The following is a 23,073-nucleotide window of genomic DNA, read 5'->3' as shown; positions in this document are numbered from 1 at the left end:
TATTGTGGATAACTCTAACCAGAGATAGTTTATATTTCTAATTTAATTATAAAAGGAGAAAACTATGAGCTCAATTGAAGTTAAAACTTTTGATAATCCAGACGAAAGTAACACCAGCTTTAATAATGCCAAAATGGATATTGTAAAAATAGGAGACCAAAGAGTAATGAGATTAACTTTGCAACCTGGTTGGAAATGGTCACAAGATATTAAACCAACTGTAGGTACTGATAGCTGTAAAGCAAAACATCTTGGGGTAATAGTTTCTGGAGCGGTTTGTGCTAAGCATGATGACGGAACAGAACTAACTTATAAAGCTGGTGATGCATATTCAATAGATCCAGGTCATGATGGCTGGGTAGTAGGTGATGAGCCTGCAGTAGTTTATGAGTTTCATGGAAAATGGGGAGAATAATTAATGCCAAAACTAACATGCCATTGTGGATGTATAGAAGCTGAAATAAAAGTTCCAATTAATGAATTAGCAAAAATTGTAAAATGTAACTGTTCTATTTGTAAAAGAAAAAGTGCAACAATGGGCATGGTTAAAAATGAAGATTTTAAAATTACTAAAGGAGAAGACAAATTAAAGCTTTATCAATTCCATACAAAAGTTGCTAAACATTATTTTTGTTCTGAATGTGGAATTTATACCCATCATCATCCAAGAAGTAATCCAGCAATGACAGGATTTAATTTAGGATGTGTTGATGAGGTTGATGTGACAAGTTTAAAAGATATAACATTGATAGATGGAAAGAACCATCCAATGGATCAAAAAAAATAATAAGTTCAATGAAAGTTACTGAAGAGTGTTTTAGTAAAGTTAAAAAAGATTGTTTTAAATTTATTAAATCACAAGAAACCTCTACTGAAAAGTTTGGTAATAAAGAGGGGATGTTGAAATCTTTTTTAATTCCAATGTGTTTTTGGATTGCAAAAAAAGTAAATAATAAAAAACCTTACTTTGTTGGTTTGGCAGGTGGTCAAGGAACAGGCAAAACAACTATCAGTTCAATTATAAAAATAATATTAGAAAAGTATTTCAAATTAAAAGTATTTAAAATTTCAATAGATGATTTTTATAAAACTCGAAATGAAAGATTAAATTTATCAAAAAAAGTTCACCCAATGCTAGCTACAAGAGGGGTGCCAGGAACTCATGATGTACAAATGATGTTAAACTTTTTTAAAAAAGTAAAAAGTAGAAACTTTAAGAAAATCGATTTACCAAATTTTAATAAAGCAGTGGATGATAGGTTCTCTAAAAAGCATTGGTATAAAATAAAAGAGCAACCAGATGTGATAATATTTGAAGGGTGGTGTGTTGGAGCAAAAGCTGAAGTGAACAAAACTCTTAAAAAATCAATAAATTCGCTTGAAAAAGTAAATGATCAAAAACTTATTTGGAGAAAATATGTTAACCAACAACTAAAGACAAAATACAAAAAACTTTATTCCCAACTTAATTGTATGGTTTATCTAAAAGCTAAAAACTTTAGTTTGCTTCAAAAATGGAGATTAAAACAAGAGCATAAACTCTGGTTAAAAACCAAAAAATCACCTAGTCATAAAATTATGAGTAAAGGAGATGTAATAAGCTTTATGCAAACTTACCAAAGAATTACAGAGAACATGTTCAAAAAAATGCCTAGATATGCGTCTATTATTTTGAATTTAAATAGTAACCATCAAATTAAATCTGCGGTATATAAGTCAAAATGAAAAAAATATTAATAATAATTAGTTTAACAGTCTTCGGTTTTAGTAACGCTATAGCAGTTACTTTATACGATGCTTTAAATCAAACTTATCAAAATAATATTCAATTGAATGCAGAAAGAGAAAATATTAAAGCATCAAAAGAAGATATAAATATTTCAAAAGCTGATTATAAACCTAAACTTACATTAAGTGGATCTAAAAGTATTGAGAACACAAATAAACTTACTAATCAAAGTGGAGGGGATGCCACAATTAGTGATGTAAATCCATTTACTACATCAATTAAATTAGAGCAAACAATTTTAGATTATGGAAGAGGTTTAACGCTTGAAAAAAATATAACAGCATTAGATTTAGCCAAAGCAAAACTAATAAAAAAAGAACAAGATATTCTTCATAGCGCAATCGATGCTTACTCTAATTTAATATTAACAAGAGAAAAAAAAGATATTAATAGAAAAAATTTAAATCTTTTAAAAAGACAAGTTGAAAATGACAAAATAAGATTAGATCGAGGTCAAATTACAATAACTGATTTAGCACAATCGGAGTCTTCATTTGCTGGTGCACAAGCTCAATTCACTCAATCAAAAAGTGATTTACTAATTGCTAAATTAACTTATGAAAATATAATTGGAAAGATATCTGATCCTAATCAATTAAAGAAAAATTCAAAATCAATTGTAAGTATTCCAAATTCTTTAAATGAAGCAATTAATTTATCTAAAAAAAATAATCCAGATATAAGAATAGCAAAATTTGACTTAGAGCAATCTAAAAAAGATCTAGAAATCTCAAAGTCAGATTTAAAACCTACAGCATCTTTATCTTTAGAAAGATCTTATGCTGATGACATTAGCTCAACAATTGATCAAAGAGAAAAAGACATTCTAAAAGCAACTGTAAGTTGGCCATTTTATTCAGGTGGAAAAACAAAATCCACAATTAATAAAAAATCTAACTTAAATAACAGAAAAAGATTATTATTAGATGACGCTGTTAGAACTAATGAAACAAATGTTGCAAGTGCTTGGTCAAGTTTAGAGTCTTCTAGAGGTTTTTTAAATTCAGTAAAAGCTCAAGTTAGAGCAGCTCAAATTGCAAATGATGGAATTGCTGCAGAGTATGAAAGAGGATCAAGAACAACCTTGGATGTTATTCAATCGAATAGTTTATTACTTTCTGCACAAATTTCTTTGGCAAGTTCTGAAAAAAACTACCTTATGGCTCAGTATAACTTGCTAAAAGCAGTTGGACTTTTAAATAGCCAATACCTAAAACTTAAGTAATTATTTGTTTTTTTTAGTCCTATAATTAATATATTGCTAATGAGAACAAAATGTGTACATTTAACTTATGATTCGAGTGTTAAAAAAATTAAAAAAAGAGGCTAAAAATGACGAAAAGTAACCTAAAAGTAGTTAAATCTACTAAAGATCAAGAAATGGACATTAAAGAAAAGAACAAAGCATTAGATGCAGCAATAGCTCAAATTACTGACAATTTTGGAAAAGGTTCAGTAATGAAGCTTGGACAAAGAAGAGCCATGGACATTGAGTCTGTGTCTACAGGATCTTTAAGTCTTGATTTAGCATTAGGAATAGGTGGATTACCTAAAGGAAGAATTGTTGAAGTTTATGGACCAGAATCTTCAGGAAAAACAACATTGGCACTACAAGTTGTTGCTGAAGCACAAAAAGCTGGTGGTATTTGTGCGTTTGTTGATGCGGAGCATGCGTTAGACCCAGTTTATGCAAAAAAATTGGGAGTAAATACTGAAGAGCTTTTAATTTCTCAACCAGATGCAGGTGAGCAAGCGTTAGAAATAGCTGATACTCTTGTTAAATCAGGATCTATTTCAGTTATCGTGATTGACTCAGTTGCAGCCCTAACTCCAAGAGCTGAAATTGAGGGTGAGATGGGAGATCATCACGTTGGTCTTCAGTCTAGATTGATGAGTCAAGCTTTGAGAAAACTAACAAGTTCAATTTCAAACACAAACACAATGATGATTTTCATTAACCAAATTAGAATGAAAATTGGAGTTATGTTTGGAAGTCCAGAAACAACATCGGGTGGAAATGCATTGAAATTCTATTCATCTGTTAGAATGGATATTAGAAGAATTGGTGCAATTAAAGATAAAGATGAAATTATTGGAAACTCAACAAGAGTTAAGGTAGTTAAAAATAAAGTAGCGCCACCATTTAAAGTTGTTGAATTTGATTTAATGTATGGAAAAGGAATCAGTAAGATGGGAGAACTCGTTGATCTAGGTTCTAAAGCAGACATTATTGAAAAATCAGGAGCATGGTATGCTTATAAGGGTGAAAAAATAGGTCAAGGTAGAGAAAATGCTAAAACTTATCTTGCACAAAACCCAAAAGTAGCTGCTGAAATAGAACTGTTAATAAGAGAAAAAGCAGGTGTAATTCAAAAAAAGATTGAAGGAAACCCTCTAGACCCTGAAAAAGCTGCAAAAGATCAAATTGAAGATCCCAAAGCAGAAAAGAAAGAGGAAGAAGTAGTTCCTACTAAAAAAAATTAGTTAAAAGGTCATCTTTAATTATTAAAAGGCGCTTAGTTTAAGCGCCTTTTTTCCCCTACTGTTATCTAGACATAGAATAAAAAAGCTGTATTTTAAAAATATGGCTGACAAATCTTTAAACGAGATAAGAAACACATTCTTAAAATATTTTGAAAAGAATGATCATAAGATTATAGAGTCTAGCAACTTGGTCCCTAATAATGATCCAACCTTAATGTTTGCAAATTCAGGAATGGTTCAATTTAAAAATGTATTTACTGGTTTAGAGAAAAGAGATTATCAAACAGCAACTACTTCACAGAAATGTGTAAGAGCAGGTGGAAAACATAATGATTTAGAGAATGTTGGATACACTCCAAGACATCACACATTCTTTGAAATGTTGGGAAACTTTTCATTTGGAGATTATTTCAAGGAGCAAGCAATTCACTATGCCTGGAATTTGATCACTAAAGATTTTGGTATAGATAAAAATAGACTTTATGTAACGGTTTATCATGAGGATGATGAAGCCTTCAATTTTTGGAAGAAAATAGCAGGTTTTAGCGATGATAAGATTATTAGAATAGCAACATCTGACAATTTTTGGTCAATGGGAGAGACAGGTCCATGTGGCCCATGTTCAGAAATTTTTTATGATCATGGTGACCATTTGGCTGGCGGTTTACCAGGAACTAAAGATGAAGATGGAGATCGATTTATTGAAATATGGAATTTAGTCTTCATGCAATTTGAACAAATTTCCAAAGAAAAAAGAATAGATCTTCCAAAGCCATCTGTTGATACTGGTATGGGCCTTGAGAGAGTTGCAGCACTACTTCAAGGCACACATGATAATTATGAAACAGATCATTTTAAAAAAATAATTAGTTCAGCGTCTGAAATAATTAAAATTAAACAAGATCAATCTAATCAATCAAGTTTCAGAGTTATTGCAGACCATTTAAGAGCTAGTGCGTTTTTAATTGCAGAAGGTGTTTTGCCATCAAATGAAGGTAGAGGTTATGTTTTAAGAAGAATAATGAGAAGAGGAATGAGACACTCACATTTACTTGGATCTAAAGATCCAGTTTTTTTTAATTTATTTGATACACTTAAAAATGAAATGTCAGAGAACTATCCTGAATTAGTTAGAGCAGAGTCTTTAATTAAAGAAACCTTGAGAATGGAAGAAGAGAAATTTTTAGTTCTTTTAGATCGAGGTATTAAAATATTAAATGAAGAAATTTCAAAAATTGATAAAGTTTTACCTGGTGATGTAGCATTTAAATTATATGACACTTATGGATTCCCATTAGATCTTACAGAAGATATTTTAAGAAATAAATCAATGTCAATTGATACAGAAAAATTTCAATCATTGATGAAAGAAAGTAGAGAGCTTGCTAAAAAAAATTGGAAAGGATCGGGTGATGCTGCCGTTGAAGATATTTGGTTTGGAATAAAAGAAAAATTAGGTGCTACAGAATTTTTAGGTTATGAAAGCAACCAAGCTGAAGGAGTAGTTTTGTCACTGCTTTCAAACAATAAAGAAGTGAACGAATTAAAAGAAAATGATGAAGGCATGATTATTGTAAACCAGACTCCTTTTTATGGAGAGTCTGGAGGTCAAGTAGGGGATATAGGTGAAATTGTTACAAATAGTTTTAAATTTAAAGTAATCGATGTTCAAAAGAAATTAGGTGATTTATTTGTACATTATGGAAAAGTGATCAGTGGAACAATAAAGACAAATGATAGTGTTGAGTTAAAAATTGATATCAAGAGAAGAGATGATACTCGAGCTTATCATTCTGCAACTCATTTACTGCACGAGTCGTTAAGAAGAGTATTAGGAGATCATGTAACTCAAAAAGGTTCTTTAGTTGAACCAAGTCGATTAAGATTTGATTTTTCCCATATGAAGCCAATACCAAATGAGCAGATTGATAAAATAGAGGGTTTTGTAAACACAATGGTTTCAAAAAAAACAGATGTTAAAACACGTTTGATGACACCTGATGAGGCTGTTGAAAATGGTGCTTTAGCGTTATTTGGTGAAAAGTATGGTGATGAAGTAAGAGTATTATCAATGGGAGATGAGGGAGATAAGTATTTTTCAACAGAACTTTGTGGGGGTACTCATGTTAAAAACACGGGTGATATTGGTAAATTCAAGATAATTAGCCAATCATCAATTGCTGCAGGTGTTAGGAGAATTGAGGCTTTAAGAGATAAGCAATTAGAAGATTATTTGAATGATAAAGAAAAAATATCCAATATTTCATCTGAAAAGGATAATGAGCTTATTAAAGAATTAAGTGATCAAATAACTATATTAGGTGGAAAACCAAATTTAGATCAATCGGATCCAAAAACATTAATTAAAAATTTATCAAAACAGTTAGAAACAATTTCTGTTAATTCGATTTTAGAGGATAAATCAAAAAACATTATCAAAGATGAAGAAATTAATGGAGTTAAACTGCGACTTCAAAAAGTTGATGGATTACCACCAAAAGAATTAAGAAAACTCGTTGATAAAGGTAAAAAAGAATTGAGTGAAGGAATTATAATAGTTTTTGCTAACAAAGATGACAAGGTTGGAATTGCAGTTGGTGTGACTGATAAATTAACAAACAAGTTTGATGCAGTTCAATTTGTTAAAGTTGGTTCAGAGATTATCGGAGGCCAAGGTGGCGGGGGAAGAAAAGACTTCGCTCAAGCAGGTGGTCAAGATCAATCTAAAATTGATCAAGCTTTTGAAAAACTTAAAACTTTAATTTAATTTTTGTTTAAGATTACCATCAATTTCATCTAAGAATTGATTGGTAGTTAAATATTTACTTGAAGGACCAATTAAAATTGCTAGATCTTTTGTCATCGCACCATTTTCAACACATTCAATACAAACTTTCTCAATAGTCTGAGCAAACTTAATTAACTCATCATTATTATCAAGTTTACCTCTATGAGCTAATCCTCTTGTCCAAGCAAAGATAGATGCTATTGGATTTGTTGAAGTTTCTTTTCCTTGTTGATGCATTCTATAGTGTCTTGTAACAGTTCCATGTGCAGCTTCTGCTTCCATTATTTTTCCATCAGGTGTTAATAATGTACTAGTCATTAATCCTAAAGAACCATAACCCTGAGCCATTGTATCAGATTGGACGTCTCCATCATAATTCTTACAAGCCCAAATATATTTTCCACTCCATTTCATTGCACAAGCAACCATGTCGTCAATTAATCTATGTTCATAAGTTAAATTATTTTTCTCAAAATCATCTTTATATTCTTTTTCAAAAATTTCTTGAAAGATGTCTTTAAATCTACCATCGTATTGTTTTAAAATTGTGTTTTTAGTGGACATGTAAACAGGCCATTTTTTAATTAATCCATAACTAAAACAAGATCTTGCAAAGTCTTCAATTGATTTATCTAAATTGTACATTGAAAGTGCAACACCGGGACCTGTGAAGTTAAATACTTCGTATTTTATTTCATCTTTTCCATCTTCTGAAGTCCATTTAACTTCCATTTTACCTTTGCCAGGTACTTTAAAATCTGTCGCTCTATACTGATCTCCAAAAGCGTGTCTTCCAATAATCACAGGATCAGTCCAAGAAGGAACAAGTTTTGGAATATTTTTACATATGATGGGTTCTCTAAAAACTGTACCCCCAATGATGTTTCTTATCGTTCCATTAGGAGATCTCCACATTTTCTTTAAGTCAAATTCTTCAACACGATCTTCATCAGGAGTAATCGTTGCACATTTAATTCCAACCCCAACTTTTTTTATAGCATTTGCAGAGTCTATTGTGATTTGATCATCTGTATTGTCTCGACTTTTCATGCCAAGATCATAATATTCAATACCAAGGTCAAGATATGGTAATATTAGTTTACTCTTAATGAACTCCCATATAATACGAGTCATTTCATCACCATCTAGTTCTACAATTGGGTTATTTACCTTGATTTTGCTCATTAAAATTTAATTTAACTTATTAATTGAATTTGAGTGGTTTATATACATATTAATCAAAAATTAGCAAATAGAAGAATATGTTTAGCAAGATATTTCCACCGATCCACACTGAAGGATATAAATTTTTAGTCATAGCAGGATTTATAACTCTTGTTTTATTATTTATTAGTGGTTTTTTAGGAATGATTGCATTGTTGTTAACTGTATGGGTTTATTATTTTTTTAGAGATCCTGAAAGAGTTATAATTGAAGATGACAATTACTTAGTTAGCCCTGCTGATGGTGAAGTAATTAAAGTTGAAGAAGTAGATGGACCAAAAGAAGTCAATCTTGAAAATAAAAAATTTAAAAAAATAAGTATATTCATGAACGTTTTTGACTGCCATGTTAACAGAACACCTTGTGCAGGAAAAGTTGAAGAGATTTTATATAAACCTGGAAAATTTTTTAATGCATCTTTAGATAAAGCAAGCGAAGACAATGAAAGAAATTATTATAAGCTAAAAGACAAACATGGAAATGATATTATTGTAGTTCAGATAGCTGGTCTTATTGCACGAAGAATTGTTTGTGAGACTGACAATGGTCAAGAGCTTAATCAAGGTGATAGAATTGGTATGATTAGATTTGGTAGTAGAGCAGATGTCTATTATGAAAATTATGAACCACTAGTAAAAGTTGGGCAAAAAACAATATCTGGTGAAACTTTATTAGCAAAGAAATAAGATGGAACAACCAAAAAATAATTTAAAAATTATTACAGATAAGAAAAATGCTAGAGTAATTTTACCTAATATGTTGACTTTAATAGGAGTTTGTATTGGGTTAACTTCTATTAGATTTTCTTTTAATGCACAGTTTGATCTAGCAATTATAGCAATAATTTTTGCAGCTTTATTTGATTGGTTAGATGGAAGAATTGCCAGATTAATTAAGGGGACATCTGAAGTTGGAAAAGAATTAGATTCATTAGCAGATGTAATAAGTTTTGGTGTTGCACCAGCATTTATTATGTATTTTTGGACATTAAGTTCACTAGGTAAATTTGGTTGGTTGTTATGTTTAATTTATGTAAGTTGTGTTGCTTTAAGATTAGCTAGGTTTAATGTAAATTCAAATCAGGAACCATCATGGAAAGACAATTTTTTTGAAGGAGTTCCATCACCAGCTGGTGGGATTTTAGTTTTGTCACCTCTAATTGTAAGTTTATCAAACTTTGATTATATCAAACTTGATTATAATATTATCGTACCTATATTTTTTATATTAACGTCTTTATTGTTAATAAGTAAATTTCCCACTTACTCATTTAAAAAGATAGTTATTCAAAGAAAAGCAACTATTTTTTTATTATTTGGAATAATTCTCTTTTTTGGACTTCTACTCGTTTATCCTTTTGTAATAATCTCAATTAGCTCAATCATTTATCTAATTTTGTTACCAGTTAGTTTTTTTAGCTATAAAAAAATGAAAAAACAAAATCAAGATAAAGATTCTTTTGAAGAGAATGATGAAGATCTCGAAGATGTGTTGTAATGAGAAAAAATGTCATCATTTCTCTTGCTGACTCTAATTATTTTGAGTTAATTAATGAATTAGTAGATTCAATAAAAAGATTTCAACAAAGCAAAAATACTGCAATTTGTATAATGGATGCAGGTTTGACTGATGATCAAAAAGCTATTCTAGAAAAAAAAGTGGACGAAATAAAACCTGCTGATTGGGACATAGAAGTTCCTGATTACAAAATTAAAGGGAAAGAATGGCTTAAAAGCCAAGTATCAAGAGCTTTTCTTCCAAAGTATTTTCCTAATTATGAAAAATATTTATGGATAGATGCAGATGCTTGGGTCAATTCATGGGAAGTTATTGAGCTATATTTTAAAGGATGTGAAAATAACAAACTTTCGATTTCAACAAATGCAGATAGAGCTTATGGTGGGTTAGGAGTAAAATGGCTTTTTTGGGGCTATGCTAAAGTAAAATCGCAAAATTATAAACACGCAAAATCATCAGGTTTTTCGGAAAAAATAGCAAGACAAGTTGCTACAAAACCTCATTTGAATATAGGAGTATTTGCGTTAGAGGCTAATGCTTCACATTGGAAAGTTTGGCAAAAAAATTTAGAACAAGCGTTAAAGTCTGGAAAAATTTGGGGATCTGAGCAGATTGCAATGAATATAACAATTCATAATGACAACCTTCCAGTTGAAATATTACCAGCATATTGTAATTGGACACATGTAGAAGGAATGAAGTATGATCCTGATAGAGAAACATATGTTGAGCCCTATTTACCTAATCATGAAATTGGCATTGTTCATTTTGCTGGAAAGCATAATGACAAAATTAGAAATAATAAAAATTTTCTTAGTAAAATTGAATGTCTAGATGGCAAAATTATCGAGATAAAACTTAGATTTAATAATTAATTGAAAAAAAATAAAATTTCTAAAAATTGGGTAAATAAACAAAGGAGAGATACCTACGTTAAACAATCTAAGGTTGATGGATATAGAGCAAGATCTGCATATAAATTAATTGAAATAGATGAAAAATTCAAAATTTTTAAAGGTGGTGTCTCAGTCATAGACATTGGTGCCGCTCCAGGTAGCTGGTCACAATACGTTGCTAAAACTGTAAAAAGTGGGAGGTTAATTTCAATCGATTTGAAAGCGATGGAGCCAATAGGTAATACCATTCAAATTGAAGGTGATTTTACTGAAGAAAACATTAAAGATGAAATTAAAAAGCATATAAACAAAAAAGTTGATGTTGTTATGTCAGATATGGCGGTAAATACGACAGGAATAAAAAATATTGACTCAATCCAAACCGGTGAATTATGTAAGGAGGCTATGTTTTTTGCAAAAGATCTTTTAATTGATAAAGGATACTTTATTTCAAAAATTTTTATGGGTGGCACATTTAATGAAATAGTAGCAGAAGGAAAAAAGTTTTTTAAGGAAGTTAAGGTTTTTAAACCTAAATCTAGCAGGAAAGACTCTAAGGAAAGCTTTATCATTTGCAGCAAACTTAGATAGACACTTTAAATTTAAAAGGAATCGTATATAAAAGATTATGGTTCCTATAAAAGAAGCACTTACCTTTGATGACGTCACATTAGCTCCAAAATATTCAGAAATATTACCCTCTGAAGTTAATACAGCAACTCAATTAACTAAAAGCCTAACACTTAAAATTCCTCTTTTATCATCTGCAATGGATACAGTTACAGAAAGTAAGATGGCAATAGCTATAGCTAAATCAGGAGGAATAGGTGTCATTCATAGAAATTTGGAAATTAAAAATCAAATTTTAGAAATTAAAAAAGTAAAAAAACAAAAATTATTAGTAGGTGCAGCAGTTGGTGCTGGACCAAATGAATTTAAGAGAGCTGAAGCAATTATTAAAGAAGGTGTTGATTTAATAGTAGTCGATACTGCTCATGGACATACTAAAAAAGTAGGAGAAATAATTAAATTTATTAAAAAATTTAAAAAAAAGACAATTGCTTTGTGTGCAGGAAATATTGCAACGCCAGAGGCTGCAAAATATTTAATTAAATTAGGTGTTGATATTATCAAAGTTGGAATTGGTCCCGGATCAATTTGTACAACAAGATTAGTTGCTGGGATTGGTGTTCCTCAATTGAGCGCAATCTTGTCAGTAAGAAATGGATTAAGAAATAAAAATGTAAAAATAATTTCAGATGGTGGAATTAAATACTCAGGGGATCTTGCAAAAGCTTTTGCAGCAGGAGCTGATGCTGTAATGATTGGGTCATTATTTGCTGGGACAGATGAAACACCAGGTAAATTGATAAAGAAAAATGGAAAACTATTTAAAAGTTTTAGAGGTATGGGTTCTGTAGGAGCAATGAACAAAGGTTCAGCAGATAGATATTTTCAAGCTAAACAAAAAGACACATCAAAATATGTTCCAGAGGGTGTTGAGGGATTTGCAAAATATAAAGGTGATGTTGGAAGTATTATTTATAAATTAATTGGAGGATTAAGATCATCCATGGGTTATCTTGGTTCAAAAAATATTATAAAATTAAGAGTAAAACCAAATTTTGTTAAGATTACTAAAGCAGGATTTTATGAAAGCATGGTTCATAACGTAGATATGGTTAAAAATGATAGTAAATATTAATGAATAAATTTTTTAAAATAATTACGCCAGCACTTTTTTTAATTTTTTTTACAAATATTGCGTCTAGTAAAGAAAACTTTTTTGATGAAGCGTTAAAAATGTATCAGGATAAAAAATATGATGATGCGCGTTTTATGTTAGAGCGAAATATAGTTTTCAATCCAAAGGATGCTAAATCCTATCTTTATTTGGCGAAAATTTATAATCATGAAGAAAATCAGAGGAAAGAAGAGTATAATTTAGATACAGCATTGTTAATAGAACCAAATAATGAGGAAGCTATTTTGATGTTGATGAAAATAGCTTTAAAGAAATCAAATTATTCAAAAGTTAAAAATCTTTCTCAAACATTTGTCAAAGTTTGTGAAAAATTATGTGATGAAAATGATGAAATTCAAAAGTCCCTTAAAAATATAGAACCAGAAAATGAGTCTTGATCAAAATCTAGATAAAATATTAATTATAGATTTTGGCTCTCAATTTACACAGCTAATCGCAAGAAGAACAAGAGAATTAGGTGTTTTTTCTGAAATCATAAGTCATAAAAAAATAAAATTAAAAGATATTGATCAGACAATTAAAGGAATTATTTTATCTGGTGGACCACTAAATGTTTATCAAATAAACAAATATTCATTTGATAAAAAAATTATTAATTTAAATATTCCTATTTTAGGGATTTGTTTTGGTCATCAGATACTTTCCAAACTTAATGGAGGAAGCGTCAAACAATCAAAACACAGAGAATTTGGACTAGCAAATATATATAAAAAAAAAGAAAGTCTTTTAACTAAAAATTTTTTTAATAAACAAAAAATTAAAAAAGTTTGGATGAGTCATGCAGATCAAGTGTCAAAACTTCCAAAAAACTTTACAGTAATAGCTTCCAGTACCAATTCAAAATTTGCAATTGTAGAAAATAAATTAAAAAAATTTTATGGAATTCAATTTCATCCAGAAGTAACACATACTGAAAATGGTAAAAGACTGATAAGTAATTTTATTTTTTTGATATGTAAAATTAAACGTAATTGGTCTTCTAAAGACCAAAAAATTCAACTTATTAAAGAAGTTAAAGATCAAGTTGGATCAGAAAAAGTTATTTGCGCTTTATCAGGTGGTGTTGATAGTAGCGTAGTAGCTCAGCTACTGAATAAAGCTATTGGTAAAAAACTTTACTGTATTTTTGTTAATACGGGCCTTTTGAGAAAAAATGAAGAAGTGCAAGTTGTACAGACTTTTAAAAAAAGATTAAAAATGAATTTAATTTATGTAAATGCTGAAAAAGAATTTTTAAAAAAACTACATAATGTTTCTGACCCTGAAAAAAAAAGAAAAATTATTGGCAATCTTTTTATTAAAATCTTTGAAAGATATGCAAAAAAAATTAAAAATGTAAAATTTTTAGCTCAAGGAACTCTTTATCCAGATTTAATTGAAAGTAAATCAGTAACAGGCAGTCAAACATCCAAAATTAAGTCTCACCATAATGTTGGAGGACTTCCAAAAAAGATGAAACTAAAACTTGTCGAACCTTTAAAGTTTCTTTTTAAAGATGAAGTTAGAAAATTAGGTTTAGAATTAAATTTAACCAAAGACATTATTTCAAGACATCCATTCCCTGGGCCTGGTCTAGCAATTAGAATGCCAGGGATAATTACCAATGATAAAATAAAAATTCTCAAGGAAGCTGATTATTATTTTATTCAAGCTTTAAAGGATCACGGTTTATATCATAAGATTTGGCAAGCTTATGCAGCATTACTTCCCGTTAAAACAGTAGGTGTTATGGGTGATAATAGGACTTATGAGTACTTATGCTTGTTAAGAGCAATTACTTCCGAAGATGGAATGACAGCTGATTTTTATGAATTTAAGAAGTCTTTCATGGAAACAATTTCAAATAAAATAGTGAATAGTATAAGAGGTATTAATAGAGTTGTTTATGATATCACCTCAAAACCACCTAGCACTATTGAATTAGAGTAGTTTTAAACTATATATTAATAATATGAAATATTTACATACTATGATCAGAGTTAAAAATATTGATGAGTCTTTAAAATTTTTTTGTGATGGATTAGGTTTAAAAGAAACAAGAAGAATGGAAAATGAAAAAGGTAGGTTCACTCTAGTCTTTCTAGCTGCCCCAAATGATGAAAAAGCAGAAATTGAGTTAACATATAATTGGGATGGCGATGAACTAGGTGAAGGGTCAAGAAATTTTGGGCATCTAGCTTACAGAGTTGATAATATTTATGATACTTGTCAACGATTAATGGATATGGGTTACGCTATTAATAGACCACCACGAGATGGTCATATGGCATTTGTTAGATCTCCTGACAAAATTTCAATTGAAATACTTCAAGAAGGAAATTTAGAGCCTAAAGAACCATGGGCTTCAATGGAAAATACCGGCTCTTGGTAAGTCGATGAAAAAAAAGATTCTAGAATTAATTGCTAAAAAAAATAAATCTAAGATTGTATCCTTAACAGCTTACTCTAAAAATATTGCAACTATTTTGGATAATTTTTGTGATGTTATACTTGTAGGAGACTCTCTAGGTTCAGTTTTATATAATTATAAATCAACTAGAGAAGTAAGCTTAGACTCAATGATAGAACACTCTAAAAGTGTAAGGATGGGTGTTAAAAAAAGTTTAATGGTAGTTGATATGCCTCATAACACATACAGAAATCCAAAAGAGGCTTTAAAAAATGCAAAAAAAATTATGTCAGAAACAAAAACTGATGCAGTAAAATTAGAGGGTGGTAAAAAAATTTGTCAAACAATTAAGATATTAGTCAAAAATAAGATTCCTGTCATGGGACACCTGGGTCTTTTACCTCAAACAGATAAAACATTTAAATTTAAAGGTAAAAAAAATTCAGAAAGGAGTAAAATTTTAAAAGATGCACAATTATTGCAGTCTGCTGGAGCTTTTTCAATTGTATTAGAATGTGTCGAAACTTCTTTAGCAAAAATAGTTACTAAAAAAATAGATATTCCAACTATAGGGATAGGAGCATCAAGTAATTGTGATGGGCAAATTTTAGTATTTGATGATTTAATAGGTCTTAATCCAATTGATGTTAGATTTGTTAAAAGATATTCAAATATTAGAAAAGAGATGACGAAAGCAGTGGCAAGTTATGCTAAAGAAGTTAGATACAAAAAATTTCCTTTAAAGAAACACTCGTATTAATTAAAAATACTTAATAAATTTCTCATTAATTTTAAGTATTTCTAAATCAACCAATCCACCAATAATTAATTGTAAACCAACTATTAAAATTAAGATTAATCCTACATAGGCAATCCAAATATGTTTTTGTATATAATTTGCCATGTAAGTTGCTAAGGCACCTGTGAGAACCACCGATAAAACAAGGCCAAAAATCATAAACCCAAAATAACCTTTAGCCGCCCCAACTACCCCAATTACATTGTCAAAACTAATTGTAATATCTGCAAATAATACTTTGTATACACTATTGATATATGATGGTGCTTTCAATTTTTTTGTTGGAGTTTTAACTTTATTTTTCATCTCTACTAAATCTTTTCGCAGATCATTAACAATCCAAATTAGAAGCAACCCTCCTAAGATTTTTATGAAATAGAATTCAAAAAGATAAGTGGCAAAAATTGCAAAAATAACTTTAAAAACGAGAGCACCAGCAACACCCCATAAAATTATTTGTTTTCTATATTTCGGAACAAAGTTAGCAGCTATTAAACCAATTATAATAGCATTATCCGCTGCTAAGATAATATCTATGAATATAATTTGGAGTAGTATTATGGCTTCTTCTATCAAGATAATTTAATAATATTTTAAATTTTTAATAATTCAATCAAAAGTATAAAAAAAAGGCGACCAAATTAATGATCGCCTTTAATAATATTGTTTAAAATTATTTTTGTGCCCAAGTAGGCATTGGGTACTGCAATTTACATGCAGCTAATTCAAACGGATAAACAGTACAGTATTTTCCGCCTTGAACTTGCATTAAAATACCTCTTGTTTTTTCATTTTGACCATCTGCACCAAATTTAATACCTCTGTAAGGAACAATTAATGAATCTGATGACATGTCTAGATTAACTAATGCTTGTCTAATTTTTTCAGGGTCAGTTGATCCTGCATTATTAATTGCATTAGCTAAAGCCATAAATCCAGTAAATGCTCTAGCGGGCACATCAGATAGATCTCTTCCACCTGAATGTGTTTTGAAAAGATCATTTACAGTTCCTATCATTGGAATAGTAGTCGCTAAGTCAGTATTAAAAGGCGATCTTGTAATCACACCTTCAGCTTTACTTCCCATTGTAGCTATAAACTTAGGATCTGTATAACCAGCATTTTGAGCAACCAAAAGCTTAGGGTTATAATCAAGTTCTTTTGCTGTATTTAAAAACAAATATGCATCAGCTGTATAAGATGATGGCAATAAAACATCTGGGTTTTTTGCTTTCAATCTTTGTACTTCAGAACTTAAAGATGTTGTTTTTGCTTTGTAACTTATCTTCTCTACAACTTTAAAGCCTTGGCCTTCAGCCATTTTATTTTGCGTTCCACCACTATCAGATCCCCACAATGTATCTTCATGAATAATACCAAGTGTATTTAATTTGTTATTATTCTTCTTGTTGAAATCATTCATAAATTCAAACATTAATTGAGTAAATTCACCATCATGAGGTGTAACTCTAAAGAAATATTTAAATCCTCTTGTTGTTAATTTTGGAGATGTAGACTCACCATTAACCCAAGGTATACCAGCTCTTTCAGATACTTGACTAGCTGCACCAGTAACTGATGAATAGTAAGCTCCAAACATTGCATGAACTTTATCAGAGTTTAACATTTTTTCTGTTTCACCAACCCCAATATCTGGTTTTCCACCATGGTCACCAACAACAATTGAAATTTTTCCACCACCTAAACCTTTTAAGCCAGCATTTTTTGCTAAAGGCATACCAGGAATATTGTGGCTGTTATTAATAATATCTAATGCAGTTTGTACTGCAGCAACCGCATCCTTACCAACTTGGGCTACAGGACCAGTTAATGGATACAGCACTCCAATTTTAACATCTTGCGCAGAACTTATTACAGGCGCACAAACTAATGATAAAAAAGTAAATACTGTAAGTATTAATTTTTTCATTTATTTCCCCTCATATTTGTTTTGTTAATAATTAATTAAATACCATATATAAAATCAATTCAATGATATACTTTGATAATTATATATAATGTTTATACATAATCTAATTTATATTTGTTCAAAATGACATCAGAGATTATTCTTCAAGCAATTGTTACCGGTCTAATGATGGGATTAATTTATGCTTTAATAGCTGCGGGACTAAGTTTAATTTTTGGATTAATGGATATTGTTAATTTTGCTCATGGTGAACACCTAATGTTATCAATGTTTTCTTCATTTTGGTTATGGTCATTATTTGGATTAGATCCAATTTTTTCAATACCTATTACGATTTTGTTGATGGCCATCTGTGGAATACTCACACATTATTTTTTAATTAGATACATTCTAAAAGCAAAAATGTTAATTCAAATTTGTGCAACTTTTGGTTTATCAATATTTATAAGATCTATAGCTCAATTGTTATGGACACCTGATTTTAGAAATGTAGAAAATCCATTATTAGAAGGTAGGCTTGAAATAGGCTCTGTTTTTATTGGTCAGCCACAACTAATTGCAAGTTTGGTATGTTTGGTTGCTTTCATAGCTTTGTATCTATTTGTCACAAAAACAGAAACTGGTTTAGCTTTACAAGCTACAGCTCAAGACAGACATGCAGCTGAAATTTTAGGAATTCCATCAAACAAAATGTTTGCAATTGGGTGGGCAATTGGACTTGGATGTGTGGGTATAGCAGGAGGAATGATGGCTAACTATTTTTTCATTTTTACTGATGTAGGAATTAATTTTGCATTATTTGCATTCGTTGCCGTAGCTCTAGGTGGTTTTGGAAGTATTATTGGCTGCTTGTATGCAGGAATAATCATAGGCCTTGTAGAGTCATTAGGTGGCTTATTAATAGACCCATCTTTTAAACTTTTGTATGTCTTTGCAATTTATTTATTGGTGGTGATTTATAAACCACAGGGTTTATTTGGGAGATATTAATGAACGATAAATTATTAACCGCACAAGCAGAGCCACTTTGGAACACAGACAAAAAAATTATTTCATTAATCGCTGGTATAGTTTTATTATTATTTGCACTACCTCATTTGGGTTTAAACTCTTTTTATCTGCATTTAATGATCATGATTTTCATGCATGCAGTTATGGCTCAATCTTGGAATGTGATAGCTGGATTTTCTGGTCAGATTAGTCTTGGCCATGGTGCTTTCTTTGGCATAGGGGCTTACGCAACTTCTTTTTTTTATGTTCAGTACGGTATCTCTCCTTGGATAAGCATTTTTTTTGGAATAATTTTTTCAGGAATTGCTGCAGTTTTAATTGGAATACCAATGCTTAGATTAAGTGGGCATTATTTTGCAATTGCAACATTGCTGATAGGCATAAGTTTTCAAGTAGTTTTTCAAAGATGGGATTTAGTTGGTGCAGCATCTGGTTTATGGGTTCCAATGACATCTGGTGACTCTTGGTTAGCGCTTCAATTTCACACAAGTAAAATGCCTTACTATTATGTTTTTTTAGTATTTTTTTTAATCACTTTTTATTTGGTTTGGATCTTAAGTAGATCAAAATTAGGATTTAGATTAAGAGCAGTGAGAGATGATCCTCAAGCGGCATTAAGTTTGTGTATTAATGTTTCAAATTATAAAATCATTGCTTACGTGATATCAGCGATGATTATGGCTCCAATGGGAAGTTTATTTTCTCAATATATTTTAATAATTGACCCTGATAGAGTTTTTAATATTGAAATATCAATTATTGTTTTATTGATAACTGTCCTTGGTGGAATAGGTAATGTTTGGGGCCCATTACTTGGAGCAGCAATCTTGATTCCAATTTCAGAATATTCAAGAATATATTTAGGCGGCACAGGGGGTGCGGTAGATTTAATTCTTTATGGGTTAATATTAATGTTAATTTGTGTCTTTAGACCAGATGGACTTATATCTTTTGTTCCAAAAAATATTTTAGAGAGAAAAAAACAAAGATGAAAATTTTATCTGTAGAAAATTTAAGCAGAGCTTTTGGTGGAATTAAAGCAAACAATAATATTTCTTTTGAGGTTGAAGAGGGCACTATACTTGGAGTAATTGGTCCTAATGGTGCAGGAAAATCAACTTTATTCGACTTAATCACAGGGTATACAAAAGCTGATACTGGTGAAGTTAAATTTTTTGAAAAAAATATTTATGGATTAACTCCTGACAGAATAAGTAACCTAGGTATTGGAAGAACATTTCAAAAATTAAAACCATTTGCAGATCAAACATTGCTTGAAAATGTAATGATAGGTTCGTTTGTTAAAGAAAAAAATATTAAAAAGGCTAGAGATAAAGCTTTAGAAATAATTGATTTTGTTGACTTGATTGAGAAGAGACATCATTTTGCAAAAGAGCTTTCTACAGGACAAAGAAAAAGACTTGAGATGGCAAGGGCTATGGCAATAGAGCCAAAATTATTACTAATGGACGAAGTAACTGGTGGTGTTGACCAAAAAACTATACCTGGTCTCGTGGAGCTTATCAAAAAACTTAAAAAGTCAGGAGTTACAATTGTTACGATTGAACATAATATTAATATCATTATGGAGATTTCAGATAATATCTTAGCTCTAGATCAAGGAGAAAGAATAGCCTATGGCTCTCCTAAAGAAATTCAAAATAATAAACAGGTTGTAGACTCTTATTTAGGAACATTCGATGCTGCTTGATATTAAAAATATTGACGTTTTATATGATGACTTTCAAGTAATTTGGGATGTGTCTATAAATGTTAAGAAAGCAGAAATGGTTGCTCTATTAGGACCAAACGGATCTGGTAAAAGTACTGTTTTAAACACTATAAGTAATTTAGTTGCACATAAAAAAGGATCTATTACTTTTAATAATACTTTAATTTCAAATATTCCAACTTATAGAAGAACTGAATTAGGAATTTCACATGTGCTTGAAAGAAGAAGAGTATTTCCTCATCTTACTGTTAAACAAAATCTCATATTGGGTGCCTGGCATCCAAGGGCAAAAGAAAAGTTATCAAAATCATTAAATCAAGTTTATAAAATTTTCCCAAAATTAGAAACTAGATCAGATCAGTTAGCAAAAACAATGTCTGGTGGTGAGCAGCAAATGTTAGCAATCGCTCGAGGAATGATGGGTCTTCCAAAACTTTTAATGGTTGATGAACCATTTTTAGGTTTGTCACCTATGGTTATGAAAGACTTAATTAAAATTTTTAAAATTATAGTTGCACAAGGAATTTCAATTTTATTTGTAGAGCAAAATGTAAGACTAGCGTTAAGTATGGCTGATAGAGGGTATGTTTTAGAAAGTGGAAGATTAGTTATCGATGGTAAATCAGAAGATCTAATTGATAATGAAAAAGTTACTAAAGTCTTTTTAGGAAATTAATTACAAAGCTGCTAAATCATTATTAAGTTTATCAGTTATAAGCATTTTTCCGGGACTGTGCGTTATACAAAAATCTGGTTTTGAATCTTGTAAAACAGATTGTGGTGTTACTCCGCAAGCCCAAAAAACTGGAATTTCATTATTCTTAAATGTTTTTGGCGGATCGCCGTATTCTGGATTCATTATATCTTTAATTCCAATTTCTGAAGGGTCACCAAGGTGCACAGGAGCACCATGAACAGCTGGAAATCTTGAACTAATTTGAACAGATCTAATTGCATCTTTTGAATTCAATGGCCGCATTGATACTACAAGTTTTCCTGAAAACTGGCCCGCAGGTTCACAGTCTATTGATGTTCGATACATTGGTACAATAGTATTATTTTCTATATGTTGAATAGGTATTCCTGCTTCAATTAAAGGTAATTCAAAGGACATTGAACATCCCAAAACAAAAGTTGTTAAATCTTCGTTCCAGTATTTTTTAATGTCATAAGGTTCATCAATAATTTTTCCTTTTTCCCATACTCTATATTGAGGCACATCAGTTCTAATATCGATATCTCCTAAATCTTTTAAAGAAGGATCACCTTTAGTGCCAAATCCAATTAAAGGACAAGGTTTAGGATTTTTTTGACAAAATGAGGCAAAATCCATTGCATACTTACTTGGTAAAATACATATATTTCCTTGAACATATTTATTTGCAGATCCAGCAGTTTGCTCAGTATAATCATTACTTCTGATAACTTTTCTTGCTTCTATTGGATCTTGTATATCAAGCATATGAACTAGTATTTTGATGTTTTAGTTCCATCAATTATTTCCTTAAGCTCACCATACTCTTCACAATTACAATTTGCTAATACATTTAATCTTTCTTTTGCAAGATCAATTCTATTTGTCACAACATAAAGCTCACCTAAGTATTCATTAATACCTTTGTGGTTAGGCTCAATCTCCAAACCTAGCAGATAATATCTTTCTCCATTTTCATAATCACCAAGTTTTCTAGTTGTAAATCCAAGGTAATTTAGAGTATTTGCTTGAAGCGGCTTTTTTTTATTAGAAGTAAGCAATAATTTTTGAGCTTTCTCATATCTTTTATTTGCTTTTTTAGTTTTACCTTTTTTTTCATACTTTTTTGCTTGCTTTATAAGTGAAACTGCTTTGTCATAATTAGATTTAACTTTTGATGAACCATCATCAGTGCCAGCTGCATGTGAACTAATTGAAAATAAAGTTATAAAAAAAGATACAATTAAATATTTTTTTATCATTAAATAAATTTCTCCATTAAGTTTAAAGGTTTTAGTTTGAGTCCGTTATCAATTAAATTATCTTTAATTGATTTTGCTGTAGCTAACGAACTTTCATTATCTCCATGTATGCATACAGAGTCTATTTCACAAGGTATTTGCTTTCCACTGTGACAATTAAGTGACTGAGTTTTTACCATGTTTAATACATGTTTTTTAGCTTCTTCAGGATCAGTAATTAATGCGTGTGGTTTTTTTCTGGAAACTAGATTTCCATCATCTTCATAATTTCTATCCGCAAAAATTTCACAGGCAATCTTCATATTAAATCTCTTGGCAGCCTCTTCCATTTTGGAACCAGTAGGAACAAGATAGATTAAATCTTTACTAATTTCAGTGATAGTCTTAGCTAAAGTTGTTGCTAGATCAATATCTTCACAAGCCATATTGTTAAGTGCACCATGAGGCTTCATATGAGTAACTTTTTCTCCATAATTATCAGCAATTTTTTGTAAAATTTCGTATTGGTCAATTATCAATTTTCTAACTTCAGCAGAAGATAAATTCATTCTCTGTCTTCCAAAATTCTCAGGATCATTAAACGAAGGATGTGCACCAATACTCACACCATTTTTTTTTGATATTTGAACCACTTGATTCATGGACTCATCATCACCTGCATGAAATCCACAAGCAACATTAGCTGAATTTACTATTTCAAGTAAATCTGGATCATACTTGTTAGAATGCTGTTTAGATTTTTCACCTAAATCACAATTTATATTAATTTCCATAGTCTTAATTGTTGAAGTA

The 23,073-nt window shown here is 30.4% G+C and carries 25 protein-coding genes; 19 read left to right on the top strand and 6 right to left on the bottom strand.

What is annotated here, in order from left to right:
• The first annotated feature begins 64 nt into the window (after positions 1 to 64).
• The 6 genes from AC5SLZ_RS05190 to alaS all read left to right on the top strand — a co-directional run bounded on the left by AC5SLZ_RS05190 (position 65) and on the right by alaS (position 7,040).
• A complete protein-coding gene (locus AC5SLZ_RS05190) occupies positions 65 to 415 on the top strand; it encodes a cupin domain-containing protein (RefSeq protein ID WP_271491301.1) in 351 nt (116 codons plus the stop codon).
• Between the two features lie 3 nt (positions 416 to 418).
• Positions 419 to 787 carry a GFA family protein gene (locus AC5SLZ_RS05185; RefSeq protein WP_494615243.1) on the top strand — a complete coding sequence of 123 codons (369 nt, stop codon included), beginning with the start codon at positions 419 to 421 and terminating at the stop codon, positions 785 to 787.
• Positions 788 to 795: 8 nt separating this feature from the next.
• A complete protein-coding gene (locus tag AC5SLZ_RS05180; protein ID WP_494615242.1) occupies positions 796 to 1,725 on the top strand; it encodes a uridine kinase in 930 nt (309 codons plus the stop codon).
• Positions 1,722 to 3,014, top strand: a complete 1,293-nt coding sequence (locus tag AC5SLZ_RS05175; protein WP_494615241.1) for a TolC family outer membrane protein — start codon at positions 1,722 to 1,724, stop codon at positions 3,012 to 3,014. Before AC5SLZ_RS05180 ends, AC5SLZ_RS05175 begins: the two co-directional genes overlap by 4 nt.
• 107 nt (positions 3,015 to 3,121) lie before the next feature.
• Positions 3,122 to 4,273 carry a recombinase RecA gene (gene recA / locus AC5SLZ_RS05170; protein ID WP_494615240.1) on the top strand — a complete coding sequence of 384 codons (1,152 nt, stop codon included), beginning with the start codon at positions 3,122 to 3,124 and terminating at the stop codon, positions 4,271 to 4,273.
• Between the two features lie 100 nt (positions 4,274 to 4,373).
• The gene (gene alaS / locus AC5SLZ_RS05165) at positions 4,374 to 7,040 is read left to right on the top strand and encodes an alanine--tRNA ligase (RefSeq protein WP_494615238.1); all 2,667 of its coding nucleotides are present in this window, start codon (positions 4,374 to 4,376) and stop codon (positions 7,038 to 7,040) included.
• Here the strand turns inward: alaS and AC5SLZ_RS05160 are convergent.
• Positions 7,032 to 8,246 (bottom strand): NADP-dependent isocitrate dehydrogenase, encoded by a 1,215-nt coding sequence (locus tag AC5SLZ_RS05160; RefSeq protein ID WP_494615237.1) that lies wholly within the window; start codon positions 8,244 to 8,246, stop codon positions 7,032 to 7,034. The genes alaS and AC5SLZ_RS05160 overlap by 9 nt on opposite strands.
• 77 nt (positions 8,247 to 8,323) lie before the next feature.
• Between AC5SLZ_RS05160 and AC5SLZ_RS05155 the strand changes: the two genes are divergently transcribed.
• The 9 genes from AC5SLZ_RS05155 to panB are packed head-to-tail and all read left to right on the top strand — an operon-like array spanning position 8,324 to position 15,613.
• Positions 8,324 to 8,971 (top strand): phosphatidylserine decarboxylase, encoded by a 648-nt coding sequence (locus AC5SLZ_RS05155; RefSeq protein WP_494615236.1) that lies wholly within the window; start codon positions 8,324 to 8,326, stop codon positions 8,969 to 8,971.
• Between the two features lies 1 nt (position 8,972).
• Complete coding sequence (gene pssA / locus AC5SLZ_RS05150) at positions 8,973 to 9,782, top strand: CDP-diacylglycerol--serine O-phosphatidyltransferase (protein WP_494615235.1); 810 nt, start codon at positions 8,973 to 8,975, stop codon at positions 9,780 to 9,782.
• Entirely contained in the window at positions 9,782 to 10,678 is an 897-nt protein-coding gene (locus tag AC5SLZ_RS05145) for a glycosyltransferase (RefSeq protein WP_028036588.1), read from the top strand. Before pssA ends, AC5SLZ_RS05145 begins: the two co-directional genes overlap by 1 nt.
• On the top strand, positions 10,679 to 11,290 hold the full coding sequence (locus tag AC5SLZ_RS05140; protein WP_494615233.1) for an RlmE family RNA methyltransferase: 612 nt from the start codon (positions 10,679 to 10,681) through the stop codon (positions 11,288 to 11,290).
• A 37-nt stretch (positions 11,291 to 11,327) separates the two neighbouring features.
• Positions 11,328 to 12,404 (top strand): IMP dehydrogenase, encoded by a 1,077-nt coding sequence (gene guaB, locus AC5SLZ_RS05135; RefSeq protein WP_080658530.1) that lies wholly within the window; start codon positions 11,328 to 11,330, stop codon positions 12,402 to 12,404.
• Positions 12,404 to 12,841, top strand: coding sequence for a hypothetical protein (locus AC5SLZ_RS05130; RefSeq protein ID WP_028036591.1), 438 nt, complete (start codon positions 12,404 to 12,406; stop codon positions 12,839 to 12,841). Before guaB ends, AC5SLZ_RS05130 begins: the two co-directional genes overlap by 1 nt.
• Positions 12,831 to 14,393: a glutamine-hydrolyzing GMP synthase gene (gene guaA, locus AC5SLZ_RS05125; protein ID WP_494615231.1), complete on the top strand. Its 1,563-nt coding sequence runs from the start codon at positions 12,831 to 12,833 to the stop codon at positions 14,391 to 14,393. Before AC5SLZ_RS05130 ends, guaA begins: the two co-directional genes overlap by 11 nt.
• A gap of 22 nt (positions 14,394 to 14,415) precedes the next feature.
• Positions 14,416 to 14,835, top strand: coding sequence for a VOC family protein (locus AC5SLZ_RS05120; protein WP_494615230.1), 420 nt, complete (start codon positions 14,416 to 14,418; stop codon positions 14,833 to 14,835).
• Positions 14,836 to 14,839: 4 nt separating this feature from the next.
• Positions 14,840 to 15,613: a 3-methyl-2-oxobutanoate hydroxymethyltransferase gene (gene panB, locus AC5SLZ_RS05115; RefSeq protein WP_494615229.1), complete on the top strand. Its 774-nt coding sequence runs from the start codon at positions 14,840 to 14,842 to the stop codon at positions 15,611 to 15,613.
• On the opposite strand, the gene AC5SLZ_RS05110 is transcribed toward panB, so the two are convergent.
• Positions 15,614 to 16,228, bottom strand: a complete 615-nt coding sequence (locus AC5SLZ_RS05110) for a YjbE family putative metal transport protein (protein WP_494615228.1) — start codon at positions 16,226 to 16,228, stop codon at positions 15,614 to 15,616.
• Positions 16,229 to 16,325: 97 nt separating this feature from the next.
• Entirely contained in the window at positions 16,326 to 17,582 is a 1,257-nt protein-coding gene (locus tag AC5SLZ_RS05105; protein ID WP_028036596.1) for an ABC transporter substrate-binding protein, read from the bottom strand.
• Between the two features lie 123 nt (positions 17,583 to 17,705).
• On the opposite strand from AC5SLZ_RS05105, the gene AC5SLZ_RS05100 reads away from it, so the two are divergent.
• From AC5SLZ_RS05100 to AC5SLZ_RS05085, 4 genes are read left to right on the top strand one after another with little or no spacing between them, the layout of a single operon-like run.
• A complete protein-coding gene (locus AC5SLZ_RS05100; protein WP_494615226.1) occupies positions 17,706 to 18,572 on the top strand; it encodes a branched-chain amino acid ABC transporter permease in 867 nt (288 codons plus the stop codon).
• Positions 18,572 to 19,585, top strand: coding sequence for a branched-chain amino acid ABC transporter permease (locus tag AC5SLZ_RS05095; protein ID WP_494615225.1), 1,014 nt, complete (start codon positions 18,572 to 18,574; stop codon positions 19,583 to 19,585). The genes AC5SLZ_RS05100 and AC5SLZ_RS05095 overlap by 1 nt, the downstream gene beginning before the upstream one ends.
• Positions 19,582 to 20,304: an ABC transporter ATP-binding protein gene (locus tag AC5SLZ_RS05090; protein ID WP_028036599.1), complete on the top strand. Its 723-nt coding sequence runs from the start codon at positions 19,582 to 19,584 to the stop codon at positions 20,302 to 20,304. Before AC5SLZ_RS05095 ends, AC5SLZ_RS05090 begins: the two co-directional genes overlap by 4 nt.
• A complete protein-coding gene (locus AC5SLZ_RS05085) occupies positions 20,294 to 21,001 on the top strand; it encodes a branched-chain amino acid ABC transporter ATP-binding protein (RefSeq protein WP_051348042.1) in 708 nt (235 codons plus the stop codon). The genes AC5SLZ_RS05090 and AC5SLZ_RS05085 overlap by 11 nt, the downstream gene beginning before the upstream one ends.
• On the opposite strand, the gene AC5SLZ_RS05080 is transcribed toward AC5SLZ_RS05085, so the two are convergent.
• Genes AC5SLZ_RS05080 through AC5SLZ_RS05070 form a run of 3 tightly spaced genes read right to left on the bottom strand, consistent with a single transcriptional unit; the run spans position 21,002 to position 23,054 of the window.
• Complete coding sequence (locus AC5SLZ_RS05080) at positions 21,002 to 21,787, bottom strand: putative hydro-lyase (protein ID WP_028036601.1); 786 nt, start codon at positions 21,785 to 21,787, stop codon at positions 21,002 to 21,004.
• A gap of 5 nt (positions 21,788 to 21,792) precedes the next feature.
• Positions 21,793 to 22,281 (bottom strand): hypothetical protein, encoded by a 489-nt coding sequence (locus AC5SLZ_RS05075; protein ID WP_051348044.1) that lies wholly within the window; start codon positions 22,279 to 22,281, stop codon positions 21,793 to 21,795.
• Positions 22,281 to 23,054, bottom strand: coding sequence for a 5-oxoprolinase subunit PxpA (locus AC5SLZ_RS05070; protein ID WP_028036603.1), 774 nt, complete (start codon positions 23,052 to 23,054; stop codon positions 22,281 to 22,283). Before AC5SLZ_RS05070 ends, AC5SLZ_RS05075 begins: the two co-directional genes overlap by 1 nt.
• Between the last annotated feature and the right edge of the window lie 19 nt (positions 23,055 to 23,073).

This window comes from Candidatus Pelagibacter sp. PS_06, assembly GCF_059418045.1.
Note: the sequence above shows the minus strand (reverse complement) of the source record. Positions and strands in the feature narration are given on the sequence as shown.